The 12,235-nt window shown below is 52.4% G+C and carries 14 protein-coding genes and 1 pseudogene; 2 read left to right on the top strand and 13 right to left on the bottom strand.

Features of this window, described 5'->3' with window-relative positions; all coding sequences use genetic code 11:
- Positions 1–124: 124 nt before the first annotated feature.
- Both FBQ85_17755 and FBQ85_17750 read left to right on the top strand, forming a co-directional pair.
- Positions 125–454 (top strand): addiction module toxin RelE, encoded by a 330-nt coding sequence (locus FBQ85_17755; protein ID MDL1876980.1) that lies wholly within the window; start codon positions 125–127, stop codon positions 452–454.
- Positions 455–466: 12 nt separating this feature from the next.
- On the top strand, positions 467–760 hold the full coding sequence (locus tag FBQ85_17750) for a helix-turn-helix domain-containing protein (GenBank protein MDL1876979.1): 294 nt from the start codon (positions 467–469) through the stop codon (positions 758–760).
- 109 nt (positions 761–869) lie between these two features.
- On the opposite strand, the gene FBQ85_17745 is transcribed toward FBQ85_17750, so the two are convergent.
- From FBQ85_17745 to FBQ85_17685, 13 genes and pseudogenes are all read right to left on the bottom strand, one after another.
- Complete coding sequence (locus tag FBQ85_17745) at positions 870–2,324, bottom strand: HAMP domain-containing protein (GenBank protein MDL1876978.1); 1,455 nt, start codon at positions 2,322–2,324, stop codon at positions 870–872.
- Positions 2,321–2,968 carry a DUF4390 domain-containing protein gene (locus FBQ85_17740; GenBank protein MDL1876977.1) on the bottom strand — a complete coding sequence of 216 codons (648 nt, stop codon included), beginning with the start codon at positions 2,966–2,968 and terminating at the stop codon, positions 2,321–2,323. Before FBQ85_17740 ends, FBQ85_17745 begins: the two co-directional genes overlap by 4 nt.
- A gap of 218 nt (positions 2,969–3,186) precedes the next feature.
- Positions 3,187–4,575: a hypothetical protein gene (locus tag FBQ85_17735; GenBank protein MDL1876976.1), complete on the bottom strand. Its 1,389-nt coding sequence runs from the start codon at positions 4,573–4,575 to the stop codon at positions 3,187–3,189.
- Positions 4,576–4,580: 5 nt separating this feature from the next.
- The gene (locus tag FBQ85_17730) at positions 4,581–4,997 is read right to left on the bottom strand and encodes a YjbQ family protein (GenBank protein ID MDL1876975.1); all 417 of its coding nucleotides are present in this window, start codon (positions 4,995–4,997) and stop codon (positions 4,581–4,583) included.
- Between the two features lie 19 nt (positions 4,998–5,016).
- The gene (locus tag FBQ85_17725) at positions 5,017–5,193 is read right to left on the bottom strand and encodes a DUF4351 domain-containing protein (GenBank protein ID MDL1876974.1); all 177 of its coding nucleotides are present in this window, start codon (positions 5,191–5,193) and stop codon (positions 5,017–5,019) included.
- Between the two features lie 39 nt (positions 5,194–5,232).
- The gene (locus FBQ85_17720) at positions 5,233–5,928 is read right to left on the bottom strand and encodes a hypothetical protein (GenBank protein MDL1876973.1); all 696 of its coding nucleotides are present in this window, start codon (positions 5,926–5,928) and stop codon (positions 5,233–5,235) included.
- Between the two features lie 107 nt (positions 5,929–6,035).
- Positions 6,036–7,982 (bottom strand): 3-isopropylmalate dehydratase, encoded by a 1,947-nt coding sequence (locus FBQ85_17715; GenBank protein ID MDL1876972.1) that lies wholly within the window; start codon positions 7,980–7,982, stop codon positions 6,036–6,038.
- Between the two features lie 71 nt (positions 7,983–8,053).
- Complete coding sequence (locus FBQ85_17710; GenBank protein ID MDL1876971.1) at positions 8,054–8,440, bottom strand: hypothetical protein; 387 nt, start codon at positions 8,438–8,440, stop codon at positions 8,054–8,056.
- A complete protein-coding gene (locus tag FBQ85_17705) occupies positions 8,437–8,859 on the bottom strand; it encodes a DUF433 domain-containing protein (GenBank protein ID MDL1876970.1) in 423 nt (140 codons plus the stop codon). Before FBQ85_17705 ends, FBQ85_17710 begins: the two co-directional genes overlap by 4 nt.
- Positions 8,813–10,693, bottom strand: coding sequence for a M61 family metallopeptidase (locus tag FBQ85_17700; protein ID MDL1876969.1), 1,881 nt, complete (start codon positions 10,691–10,693; stop codon positions 8,813–8,815). Before FBQ85_17700 ends, FBQ85_17705 begins: the two co-directional genes overlap by 47 nt.
- Positions 10,694–10,990: 297 nt before the next feature.
- Positions 10,991–11,344 carry a hypothetical protein gene (locus FBQ85_17695; protein ID MDL1876968.1) on the bottom strand — a complete coding sequence of 118 codons (354 nt, stop codon included), beginning with the start codon at positions 11,342–11,344 and terminating at the stop codon, positions 10,991–10,993.
- Entirely contained in the window at positions 11,341–11,598 is a 258-nt protein-coding gene (locus tag FBQ85_17690; protein MDL1876967.1) for a DUF433 domain-containing protein, read from the bottom strand. The genes FBQ85_17695 and FBQ85_17690 overlap by 4 nt, the downstream gene beginning before the upstream one ends.
- Positions 11,599–11,646: 48 nt before the next feature.
- A pseudogene (locus FBQ85_17685) lies at positions 11,647–11,876 on the bottom strand (DUF433 domain-containing protein).
- Positions 11,877–12,235: the final 359 nt, after the last annotated feature.

Below are 12,235 nucleotides of genomic sequence, written 5' to 3'. Positions count from 1 at the left end.
CTTCGAAGCTTGTTTTTGAGAAATTTTTATTTTTAGCTTTTTCTGAAGCTAACTCGTTATTCTTCGTTCGCCCAAAACCAATTTTTGAGCTTAACCGGATAGCAGTGATATCGTATCTATTGACATGTACATGACGATTGCGGAATTGCCCGAATTCTCGCGTCGGGCTCAACACTTGCTCACGGAGGAGGAAATCGATGAGCTTATTGAGTTTCTCGCAATTCATCCACAGGCAGGCGTGATTATGCAAGGCACGGGCGGGGTTCGAAAGTTGCGATGGGCGCGAGAAAGCAAAGGCAAGAGCGGCGGAACACGAGTCATTTATTATTTTCATAACGAAAACATTCCGCTATTTTTACTAACAATCTACGGAATAGGCGAGAAGGATAATTTGAGTAAAGCTGAACGCAATCAGCTTGCGAAATTGGTTAAAATTTTGGTGGCAACAAACTAAGAGAGAAACATCATGAACCAAGTATACGAAAGCATTAAAAAGGGGCTTGAAGAAGCCATTGCCTTTGCAGAGGGAAAAAAGAATGGCACAAAGGTTCATCACGTTCGAACTGTAGATGTCAGAAAACTTCGCGTCAAAATTGGAGCTACCCAAAATGCTTTTGCCACCGCGTTTGGGATAAGTGTTACGACTCTCCAGCGGTGGGAAAAAGGAGAACAAGCTCCTCGGGGGCCAGCGTTGATTCTGCTAAATTTGCTGCAAAAAGACCATCAGACTTTTCGCAAGGCTCTCTCTATCGAATCATGATCCACGAGCGCTAGGCCTGAAAATATTTTTTCGTTTTCTGCTTTTCTCCCAACATAAGATACATTGCCCCCCAGATTATTCATTTGACGGAATAGACAATTGATCTATGTCACCCTCGTGACAAGTTTAATTGAAACCGCGTTCCTTTACCGGGCGTGCTGGTCACCTCAATCTTGCCGCCATGTTCTTCAACAATGCGCTTCACAATCGCCAGTCCCAAGCCCATGCCGGATTTTTTAGTGGAAAAATAAGGCTCGAAAATGCGCGAGAGATTTTCTGGCGAGATGCCGGCGCCGGTGTCTTCCACGCTAATCTCGACATGATTTTGGTCGCGGCGCGTTGAAATGATGACTTCCGCCTGCGGCGAAGATTGTAAAGCATTTTCAATCAAATTCAATAAAACGCGGCGCAGCGCTTCCCAATCAAAGGTAACGATTGGCAGGTTGTGATCCAATTCCGTTTTTACTGCGCGCTGCGGGTAGAGGCGGGTGATCTCTGCAACAAGCTCATTGAGCTGCGCGGGCGCGGGATGCAACTCGGGCATGCGCGCAAAATCCGAGAATTCACGCACCAGGCGGCGCAGCTTTTCGATTTCGTCGTTGATGATGCTGCTGCTTTCGCGCAAAGTCGCGTGGTAGTTTTCGTCTGTGCCGCGATACTCATCCACCATTTGCTGCGCCATCAACTGAATGGGCGTGAGCGGATTTTTGATTTCATGCGCCAGCACGCGCGCAATCTCGCGCCAGGCCGCCATTTTTTCCAGCGCAATCACTTGTTCCTGCTGCCGCCGTAAATCATCCACCATGGTGTTGAATGCGCTGCCCACTGCGCCAATTTCATCCTGGGATCGAATCGGCACGCGATGCTGCCAATCGCCTTGCGCAATGCGGCGCGCGCCCTCTTCCAAATCCTGCAACGGTGCAGTGATGCGTCGCGCGAGATACCACCCGAGCCCAACACTGAGCAGCAACACCGGCGCATAAATCGCCAGAAACGCCAACAACAAGCTGCGCTGCAAATGCGCTTTTTCGAGATCGATGATATTGTAAAACTGTGCGGCCTGCAAAATCGCGGCGGTTTGCTGGCGCAACTCGGCCGGCACTGGCCGTTCGCCCACGAGAATTGATTGCTGCGGCAGTGCAATCGCCAACCGAATGGCCAGCGAATCGCTGCCGGCATCGATCAGCGAGCCGGGCATGAGCTGCATCGCAGGCAAACGCGGCAAGTCTTGTTGCGCGGAATCCGGCCAGAATTGTAGAACACTGCCGGCTGAATCGAATAGAACAATTCGATGCGTTTTGTCCATCACTTTCAGTGCAGGCGCAATATCTTGCTGCGCTGAAACGGAAATGTGTTGCATCTCGCGCGCGAGTTGTGCGCGTTCTTGCTGTGTGAGTTGTTGCACGGCCTGCAAGGCGGCATTCAAGCCAGCAACGGATTCCGTTTGCATGCCGATGGCCAACGCCTTGTCCAGCAAATTTTTTGCAAGCCAGGCGATCGCGCATGCCGGCACAAAAGTGAGCAGCACGAACATCACAATGAATTTCGAGCGCAGCCGTTTCATGGTTGGGCGGGAAGTTGAAACGGTGAGGAAGTCGCCCACTCCGAAGCGCCGTGCACGCGTTCTTTGCCGCTGAGAAAAAAGGAAAGCAAGCGACTCACATTCACGCTGAAACCCGAGCGTCCGGCTTCCGAGGCCGCTGCTTCATCTTGCAGATCAGCGGATTCGATGCGCTCGCGCCATTGATGATTTTGCCGGCTGCTGATGGGAATAACGGTGACTTGCAGACGCAAACGGTATGGCGAGGCCGCCCGCAACGAGGCCGGCGCTGCAAGTATGTGGCGTTCCAGTTCACTGCAAATCTTCTTCATCTCCTCGAAGGAAGCTGCAAAATGCTGCTGATCGTCGAGCGTGATGCGAAAACGTTGCGCCCAAATGTCATAGAGAATTTCCATGGCTTCGGTGAGACGCAAGACTTCGCGCCCGGATTCATCGATGAGGCGAAAATCGAAACGGATCACGGTGGGCAAGCCGCTGCGAATGGTGTTGGCAATTTTGGTTGGGAATAGATCCTCAAGCTGCACTTTCACCGCGAGGCTGTCGTGCAAGGGTTCGGCAGACAGTGAAACGATGCGCGGCGTCTGCGCAGCGAGGCTGATTGCCAGCGCGAAGAAAACGGCGGGCGTGATGTGAAGAAGGCGGCCCATCAAATTTTTTATGTGTTCCCGCAACGGTTCAATCGTTGCTGTTTATTCTCTGATTAAAACTGTGATTATTCAAATCAGCGCCTGGGCGATTATTTTTGACAAGCTGAAAATGCGGCCAAAACAATCCGGCATAGGACTTGGCCAAGCCAAGTCCTTTACAACGCAACAAAAAATGCCATCTCACGGCCAAGCCGTGAGAGAACAATCAGCTTCTCCCATCAAAACGTTTGTCCCAACGCGAAATGAAAACGAAAGTCGTCGCGATCGAGCGGATACGCAAAATCGCAGCGTAACAGGCCGATGATCGGAACCTTCACGCGAAAGCCGGCGCCGGCGGCGGTGAAAAAGCGGTTTTGTTCGCCGGACAAATCAGCAGAGGCAACGCGGCCGGCATCGAAAAAAAGCGCGGCCATCAGCGAGGGTTGCTGCGGATCGCCGGCAACCGGGAAGCGCATCTCTGCTTGCGCAAGCAGCAATTCCGTGCCCCAGCCCAGCGGCGTCATACCGCGCTCGGCAAAACCGCGCAGCGAATACGCGCCGCCGAGATAAAAGCGCTCGTAAAACGGGGCCACGCGTGAAACCAACCCGGCTTTCGCGCGCACCGCGAACACGTTTGCGCCAATCGGCTGATAAAGACGGGCATCAAAAATTAGGCGGCGAAAATCTCCCGTGCGCTCAAATCTTGACGATGAATTCGCAGTCCAGACATTCGCGGTCTCGAGCGAAAGCGCGCCCCAAACACCGGTATGCGGAAAATAAACTTGATCGCGGGTATCGACTTGCAGCCGGGTAAAAAAGCTATTGATTCTCTTTTTGGTCAATTGCCCGGCGAGTTCCGGCGGGAAATCCGTGCGCGTGGTGTCGCCGATTTTATATTGGGCTTCAGGCCGGGCGACGTTGAAACGAAAGCCGGCAGAAAAATAACGCGCAAGCCCGCGATTGCCAACGAACGCAATGCGTCCGCTGCCAATGTCAACACGATGAACGGCTTCACGCGCGGCGAGATAATGAATGAAATCCGTGGAATTCGAGCCGGCTTCGACTTGCAAATCGAAACTCGAAGAAAAAATTTGAGGCTGGCGAAAATGCAGATAGAAACCGCCGGTGCGGTCGCCAATGATGAAGCGTCCGCCGGCGATATTGCCGTTGCCGAACGTATTGTCGAACCGCACGCCGGCGGGCACGATGTACCATCCCTCCAGCTCGCTGAAGCCGCCGGCAAATTCCAACCAGGGCCAGCGGCGTTCGACGACTTCGATCACCAGGATCACTTTGCCTGCTGCACCACCGGGCTTCGAACTAAACTCGACTTGTTTAAAAAAATGCGTCGCGGAGAGAGCTTCGTAATCGCGGTCAATCGCTTCCGGCGTGACTGCGTCGCCGGCTTTGAGACTGAGATAGCGGTGGATGACATGCGGTTTGGTTTTGGTCGCGCCGACAATTTCGATGCGCTCGATGATGAGAGAGGATTGCGCAGAAGGCGTGGCGTCAGCAGATGAGACAAGCGTTGAGTCGTTGCTTTGGGCAAAAACGAGGTTGAATGCCCCAAAACACAAAATAAAAAAGAATATCTTAATGAAACGGTTTTGTTGATCAGCGCCAAACATGAAATTTATTCACCGGAAAACTGAACAATGATTTCGCGTCGCCGCGGCCGATTATCGAAATCAATCAAAACAATTTGCTGCCACGTGCCGAGCAACAGCTCGCCTTCGGCAAACGGCACAACCAGTGACGGCCCGAGCAATGCGGCGCGCACATGCGCATAGCCATTGCCGTCGTGCCAGGTGTTATCGTGTGCATACTGCGCATTCACAGGCGCGAGCTTTTCGAAGGCGGCGGGCAAGTCTTGTAGCAGGCCCGGCTCATACTCGATTGTGGTGATCCCGGCCGTCGAACCGGAAACGAATACCGTTGCCGCGCCGTTTTGCAGCTTCGTTTCGTGCAAAGCGGCGCGCACGCGCGGCGTGAGATCGTGAATGTCGGTAAAGCCTTTGGTGGAAACGGGGATCCGAGCTGTGTTGATCATGACAATACCTGTTGAAACATCAACCGTGATGCGATGCGGAAGCGCCATTACGCAGCCAGAGGTTCAACTCTTTCAATGTATTAATGTTCAACAAGGCCAGGCTGAAGCGCTCCAAACCCTCGTCATCCAGTTTTTGCAGTCGATTCTGAAGCTCTGCGGGTATCCGGCCAAATTTTTGTTTTAGAATTTTATGCACAAGCGAGAGCCTGCCTTGGCGTTCCCCTTCGAGCTTACCTTAGAGTTTTCCTTCGAGCTTGCCTTTTTGAAAGCTTTCCTTCAACCAATCTTCGACTATGCTGGTTCGTTTCAACATATGAATCTCCTTCTGAAAATGGGTTCTCACGACCTCGACCCCGAAGGAACGGATATCAACGATCATTGCCGTTGCAAGCAAGTCTGCCCGCACGTTGGGATCGGGCACGCGCTGGAGCAATTCTTTCTGCGCCACAATAAGATGAGGGTCGGGCTTAATGTGGAACAGCGGCAGAAACGGCGCCAGTTCCTTCAACTCACCGCTTAAGATGCGCGCTTCATACTCCCACAATAAAACGCTGGCCAGCCGGATTTGGTTCGACAACGCGCCTAGCCGGATTTCATAGCCCTCCGGAAAAACGGCATGCTTTTTCTTCTCCAAATAAACGATCGTTACGAGTGTTGGCACTTTCAAGAGATATTGCATGCCCAAAGCCTTGAGCGCGAACACCGGTAATTCCGACTGCTTGGGATGCAAAATCGCTTCAAGAAAAACCGCATACGTCTTACGCTTGTCTTTTACCAGCAGCACTTTGTCGCCGCGCAATTCGGGGAGATTAATTTGCGGATCTGCAATCTCCTTGAAATGAATTTTTCTCTTGCGGCCAAAAAGCAAATCCAGAAAGCAATTTGGCGTCAGCGCGAGAATGGTTTTAAACGCGCGATCGATATCCTGCATGCTCTGCATCCCTCCATGTTAGTTGAAGTCAATCCACTCGCTGCGAGATTGCCGGCTCCCGTGAAAGTGACTTGGCTATTCAAATCCACCGGCGGAACATGCGCCCTTCACCCTCCCGCCTTCCGGGATGTTTCCAATTCCTGTTTCACATTCGCCACCAGGCCGCCGCTTTGCATGATGCGCCGCATCACCGGCGGCAGGGAAGCGCCTTGATACGTTTTGCCGTTGTGTGTTACCGTGGCGGTCGCGAGATCGACTCGCAATTCGCCGCCGTCTTGTACACTTTGATAAAAATCTTCATCGCGCAAAATTATAAAAGGTAATGCGTCATTCACAAGATTGCGTTTGTGGATATAAGCAAAACTTTTTGCAATCACCGCCTGCACGCCTGCGCCTTTCAGCGCCCACACGGCATGCTCGCGACTCGAACCGCTACCCCAGCCCTCGCCCGCGACGACGATATTTTCACCGTCAGCCACGCGCTGAACAAACTCCGGACGGAAATGATAAAACGCTTTTTGCCCAATTTCTTTAAGATCGGACAAATGGCAAAATTCCCCCGCAATCATGGCATCGGTATCAACGTGATCGCCGAAGACTTGCGCCCTGCCAGTAATCGGCGCAGAATGATTTTGCTGAATCGCCGCATCTTCCCTCGTACTGCCAGCAACGGCTTGTGGCCGCGGTTGCGTATGAATAACCGTCGGCATCCCATTTTGGGAGGCTGTGAGTTTTTGAAAACGCGCGCGATCGATCTTCTCAATCAACGGCCGCGGGTCGGCAATCTTCATGTCAAACGCCGAAGCGGCAACCGTCAATGCCGAAGACAGCCACGCAATGCTGCCTTTGCCCATGCGATTGTGAAAATTGCGATTTTGTGACGAAAGCCAGATTTCTCCCGGTAACGCGCGGTCACTCGCAATCCCCAGGCACATGCTGCAGCCGGGTTCGTTGATGCGAAAGCCGGCGAGGCGATAAACTTCGATGAGTCCCTTGTCCTGCAAATGTCCGGCGATTTCCAGACTGCCGGGCACAACGATGCGATTCGGTGAGTCTAGCGGCCGCTTGCCTTCTGCAAGTGCGGCTTCGAGCAACAAGGCCGCAAGAATCAACTCTTCTTCCGTGGTGGTGCAGGCGCCGATGAAACAGCCGTCAAGTTTTTGCCCGGCCGTCTCGGCAATGTTGAAAACATTATCCGGAGAAAACGGCTTCGCCACCTGCGGCAGCAAGCCCTCGAGATCGATGCGAAAGCTCTCGACATAATTCGCATCTTCATCCGCGGCAAACCACCAGCCGCCTTCGCGAAACTGCGGCTCGCGGCGTTGTTGCATCGTCTGCACGACGCGGGCATCCGCCGGGAAAATGCCGTTGAGTCCGCCGAATTCGGCGGTCATGTTTGCAATCGTGAATCGAAAATCGGTGGAGAAATCTTCGAGATGATCGCCAGTGAACTCAACCGTGCGTTCCATCGCTACCGTATTGCGGCCGAGCTGGCCGAGAGTTTTGAGAATGACGTCTTTGCCGGTAATGCCAAAAGGCAGTTTGCCGGCGTAATGCACGCGTATCGCCTCCGGCACTTGAATCCACGAAAAGCCCCGCACCATCGCCGCGACGATATCCGAGCCGCCCAAACCGATCGCCAACGCCGCCATGCCGCCGTGCGAGCTGGTGTGGGAATCGGCGCCCAGCACGATTTCACCCGGCCGCACCAGTTGGCGAAAAAACTCCGTGTGCATGATGGTTTGATTGGCGTCATAAAAATATTTGAGCCGGGCTTCCCGCGCGAAGCTGCGCGAAAGCTGCACGAGACTCTGCGTGCGCTTGTCGCTGGCGAGGGTGTTTTGATCGACGGTGTGATCGAGCGCGAGATAGAAGCGATCTTTGTTGAATAACGGCGGACGGCCGAGCGCTTCATACGTCATGTTCATGCCGTTCCACGCCAGCTCGCTCGCGATCGTCCAATCCACCGCGATGGCAAGAATATCGCCGGCTTGCACATAGTTTTTCTCCCAGCCGAGCGCGTGCTGCAGGAGAATTTTTTCGGTGAGGGTCATCGGTTGAGATAGAGTCATTGCCAAGAGATCGTTTTGATACAGATGTTATTTTATCTGGGAGTAGACAATCATCAATCCCACGAAAAAAGGTTTTCTTCTGTCGCATGAAGCTGCCAGACCGATAGCCCCACTTGTGATACACGAACAATGCTGCCCATTCGCTTGGCACTCGTGTCAAATCTTTCGTGATGAAGCAAGCGCCGAACAAATGCGGCTGCTTCATATTGCCACACATCCAAATAGATCAAGCAGTATTGTGCGTGACACTGTTTACGCTTATAAAAATGAAAATCCAATGAGAAAAAAGTGGGGCGGCGAAGCTGTAACAATAACGTTATGATGTCATCATCCTTGATGCCTCGGCGGCCAATCTCATAGCCGACTTGACGAAACCGGATTCGCCAGCTTCGTAAAAGCAGGCGCTGGCTTTCAGGAAAGTTCTCGTCGAGAACGATCATGCGGATATCGGCTCCAGCACGTATTCATTAGCATGTTTGACGAACGCCTGATTTGCTAGGTTGACAGCTTCGGCGATAGCTTCCTTCGAGATGCCGCCTTGCCACTCAGCGACAATCGTTTCCCAAGCCATGCCGTGTGCAACCTGATCCAGAACTTGCCAAACCATAATGCGTGTGCCGCGAAAAGTCGGCTGACCGTGACAAATCTCGGGATCGCTGACGATATGGCGGCTGATGACTTTTTGTTTCATGGTATCACTCTTTTCAATTGCATTTGATTCATGCGAAAGCAGTTGATCCGTGAGCAATTTTGTCGAGAATATAAAATCATCCCACACACAATGCAACGCCAATATTGCCGTGCAATATTGCTCATTTTTCCTCATCACCCGGCCACACGGCGCCCAGCCAATCCTCATAAATCTTCTTCTGCAACTCCGTGGGATTGTCGCGGTGTTTGACGGTGAATTCCGGAATTTCTTCTGCCTGCAGCTTCACCTGAAACTCGCGCAATTGCTCGGCGCGGAAAACTGTGAGGCGAATTGTGTCTTCGGCTTTGAAATCCGAGAGACGATCCGTCAACTGATTGGAACGCACGCGATAGCCTTCGAGCGCCACCAACTCATCCCCCACATTCAAACCGGCTTCATAAGCCGGTGAACCGGCAATAACCGCTGTAATCATCGCCTGCCCCTCGCGCTCGCGGGTTGCAATGCCGAGCCACAGCTTCGCCGGATTCGATTGGCGTTCCTGCACTTCCAGGCCGGCATAAGCCAAAAACTTTGCAAAATCGATTTCTGCCGTGCCCCGAACATATTTTGAGAAAAACTCATCGAAGCTGCCCTCCCCCACTTCTTCCACAACTTTTTGAAAATCCGCCGGCGAAAAACCAAGCCCTTTGAGCGGAAAACGCTTGTACATTTCGCGCATGACGCGATCGAGCGAGCCGCGATTCTCCGAGCGCTGCCGGATTTCGAGATCGAGCAGCAAGCTCACATCGCCGCCTTTGTCATAATAACTCACCTCGCGATTCTGTCCGTTCTCGGAAGGTTTCCAAAATTTGACCCAGGCGTCGAAGCTGGACTCTTCCAGCGATTGAATTTTACGCCCAGGGCGCTGGCGATCGTTGCGAATCATGTTGCCCAAATCGGTCAACACGCGATTGACCGAATAAAAACCGGCGCGCCGCATCAACAGCATCGTATAGTAATCCGTCGTGCCCTCGGAAATCCAAAACGAGGGGCTGTAATTTTCTTTGGTGAAATCATACGGATTGATGCCCGCCGGGCGCAATTGCTTGACGTTCCAAGTGTGAAAAAACTCGTGCATCGACAAACTGGTAAACCTGTCGTAGCCCGTGTCGGTGCGAAAACCAAAAGGATTGATGCCCATGATCGTCGAGTTGATATGCTCCGTGCCGCCGCCCATGCCCGGCGCGCTGTGCACCATGAAGGTAAAATGTTGGTAAGGCAATTCACCCCAAAACTTGAAATTGGTCTCAACGACTTTGCGCAGGCGCTCGAGCAGCTTGTCTTTCTCCCAATTGCCCTCGCCAAAAATGCTCAAATAATGCTTCTTGCCTTCAAACTCGAATTCGAAATCCTGTTGATTGCCGATTTCGAGCGGGCAATCGACGAGGTAATCGAAACTCGGCGCGTGAAAGTGATTGGTTTTGCCCGGCACGCGATCCAGGCCGGTGCTGACATGCCAATCGCCGTAAGGCTTGACGTGCAGCGTGAGCGGTTGATTGCGGTATTTTTCGAGATACATGAACACCGCGCTGCCGTCGACAAAAGCATGTTGATCGTTCAAGCCGCGCGTGCGCAGGTTGAATTCATTCGCATAGACTTTATAACTGATGCTCACTGTAGCCTGGCCATCGGTTTTCACGCGCCAGGTCATTTTGTCGATCTTCGACCACGGTAATTTTTTGTTGCGATCGTTGCCGGCGTAGGCCGTGAATTCCTGCACGCCGCCGGCAAAATCAAGAATCACGTAACGGCCGGAGCGCCACACCGGCATGATGAAATCGAGCTGGTTTTCATTTTTGTTGATTTGAGCAACGGTGAAATCGACTTCGAATAAATGCGTATGCGGCTGCGACATGCCGAGTTGATAGTGCAGCGTGGGGGATTCTGCGAAAAGTTGCGTGCTCATGAAGGCAAATCCTATTGTAACAATGCGGAAGATGGATGATCTGAAATTCATGCGCTTCCTTGGGTCAGAGATGAATGATGGCGTATTTTGCAGCATCTCAGAGCTTGTGAAAAATCAACAGCGGTTTGGGGCAAGCAATAACTCTTAACAGTGATGCAATGCCCAGAGATCGAGTATTATTCGTGTGGTGAAATTCCGCACGCGAGGGGTGTATGAGTTTTGGGTCTTGAAAATTTCCAAGACAAGCATCCCGCGCCAGGCATGTACAATTCATCCCGCCACACCCGCAAACCATCCCGCTTCCTCACGCCGGGCGAAACAATTCGCGTACCACCGGCTTGTCTTTGTGGCTGTAGCTAATGATAACGTCGTATTCCAATGGCGTTGTCATGCCTAAAAGTGAATTGTGACGGATGTTCTATCGATCTCAACGAAGCTATGTTGTTCAAATGCCTCCACGATTTGTGCGAGATTCTGCATGAACAATGTCTCCAACTCGGCATTCTTGATGTTGCCGGTTGAAACCAATAACAATTGGTAGGGCTCACCTTGAAGGATCAAGGAGTCAACGAATTCTCCATCTTTGCTGACAACAATACGATTTTCGCGCAAGGATAGCTCTCTGATCTCTGAATCAGGTGTTCTATTCCTCAACGGCAGGTCAAGGGTATGCAGGACATCGTGACCGAAATCCCGCATTCGATACGCGAGTCGGCGAGGCAGTTGTGCATCTACGAGAAAGTTCATACCAAAGCCGCTTGCATGCGTTTGACCTGCGTTAGTCGGGTCGCAAATACCAATGCCGCGCGTATGTCGTCACCCTCAAGGTCCTCGTAATCTGCCAAAATCTCATCGGTTGTCATTCCGGAGCTGAGCAACTCCAAAATCATTTCAACCGGGTAACGCAGCCCACGTATGCACGGTTTCCCGTGACAGATTCCTGGATCGATGGTAATGCGTTCGGACAGCAATTTCGCGTGTTCTTGATTTTGTTGAATCATGACTTCTCCTAATTGAAATCAACCTTCAATGGCCGCGGCACACATTCATCAAGCAAGACTTTCATGATAGTGACTCATGAGATATTCGCGGCCCGAAGCTTCGAGAAATTTTATGACTTGCTCTCTTTTTACAGCGGGAAAATGATCCAAAAATATCTCGATAGCATATCCCCCTCCAAATAATCAATAAGATTCTTGACTGGCACACGCGTGCCTTTAAAGACCGGGGTTCCGCTCATGATCTCCTTGTCTATCGTGACAATTTCCGGAAGCAACATAAGAACCTCCTATGATAATTTTATCGTTTCACGCATCCCGGTGCACGGTCTCCGGCGAGAAGGCCGGCACACACACGGCGTTGGGCAAGGCCGCGGCGACACAGGCCGCATAGAAGCGGGCGCCCTTGGCGGCGAAGAGGATCAGCGCCGAGGCGTTGGTCGAGAGGTTGAGCGCGTAGGCCACGACCTGGCGCGACTCGTTGATGTCGTTGGCGCCGAACCACTCGATGAGCCAGGGGCCCTGTGAAGGATCGATGAGTTCGCCCAGTCCGAACGAGCCCTCGCCTTCGAGGTAAACGCCGCTGGAGGTGAAGTAGTAGTAAAAGAGCGCGTCGCCGCGGTCGTTGATCGCCGTGGCG

It is taken from the genome of Cytophagia bacterium CHB2 (genome assembly GCA_030263535.1).
GTDB lineage: Bacteria > Zhuqueibacterota > Zhuqueibacteria > Zhuqueibacterales > Zhuqueibacteraceae > Coneutiohabitans.
Note: the sequence above shows the minus strand (reverse complement) of the source record. Positions and strands in the feature narration are given on the sequence as shown.

Excerpts from the sequence above, each read along its gene's own strand:
- FBQ85_17755 (MDL1876980.1), top strand. The coding sequence starts at position 125 with ATGTACATGACGATTGCGGAATTGCCCGAATTCTCGCGTCGGGCTCAA.
- FBQ85_17750 (MDL1876979.1), top strand. The coding sequence starts at position 467 with ATGAACCAAGTATACGAAAGCATTAAAAAGGGGCTTGAAGAAGCCATT.
- FBQ85_17745 (MDL1876978.1), bottom strand. The coding sequence starts at position 2,324 with ATGAAACGGCTGCGCTCGAAATTCATTGTGATGTTCGTGCTGCTCACT.
- FBQ85_17740 (MDL1876977.1), bottom strand. The coding sequence starts at position 2,968 with ATGGGCCGCCTTCTTCACATCACGCCCGCCGTTTTCTTCGCGCTGGCA.
- FBQ85_17735 (MDL1876976.1), bottom strand. The coding sequence starts at position 4,575 with ATGTTTGGCGCTGATCAACAAAACCGTTTCATTAAGATATTCTTTTTT.
- FBQ85_17730 (MDL1876975.1), bottom strand. The coding sequence starts at position 4,997 with ATGATCAACACAGCTCGGATCCCCGTTTCCACCAAAGGCTTTACCGAC.
- FBQ85_17720 (MDL1876973.1), bottom strand. The coding sequence starts at position 5,928 with ATGCAGGATATCGATCGCGCGTTTAAAACCATTCTCGCGCTGACGCCA.
- FBQ85_17715 (MDL1876972.1), bottom strand. The coding sequence starts at position 7,982 with ATGACCCTCACCGAAAAAATTCTCCTGCAGCACGCGCTCGGCTGGGAG.
- FBQ85_17710 (MDL1876971.1), bottom strand. The coding sequence starts at position 8,440 with ATGATCGTTCTCGACGAGAACTTTCCTGAAAGCCAGCGCCTGCTTTTA.
- FBQ85_17705 (MDL1876970.1), bottom strand. The coding sequence starts at position 8,859 with ATGAGGATTGGCTGGGCGCCGTGTGGCCGGGTGATGAGGAAAAATGAG.
- FBQ85_17700 (MDL1876969.1), bottom strand. The coding sequence starts at position 10,693 with ATGCTGCAAAATACGCCATCATTCATCTCTGACCCAAGGAAGCGCATG.
- FBQ85_17695 (MDL1876968.1), bottom strand. The coding sequence starts at position 11,344 with ATGAACTTTCTCGTAGATGCACAACTGCCTCGCCGACTCGCGTATCGA.
- FBQ85_17690 (MDL1876967.1), bottom strand. The coding sequence starts at position 11,598 with ATGATTCAACAAAATCAAGAACACGCGAAATTGCTGTCCGAACGCATT.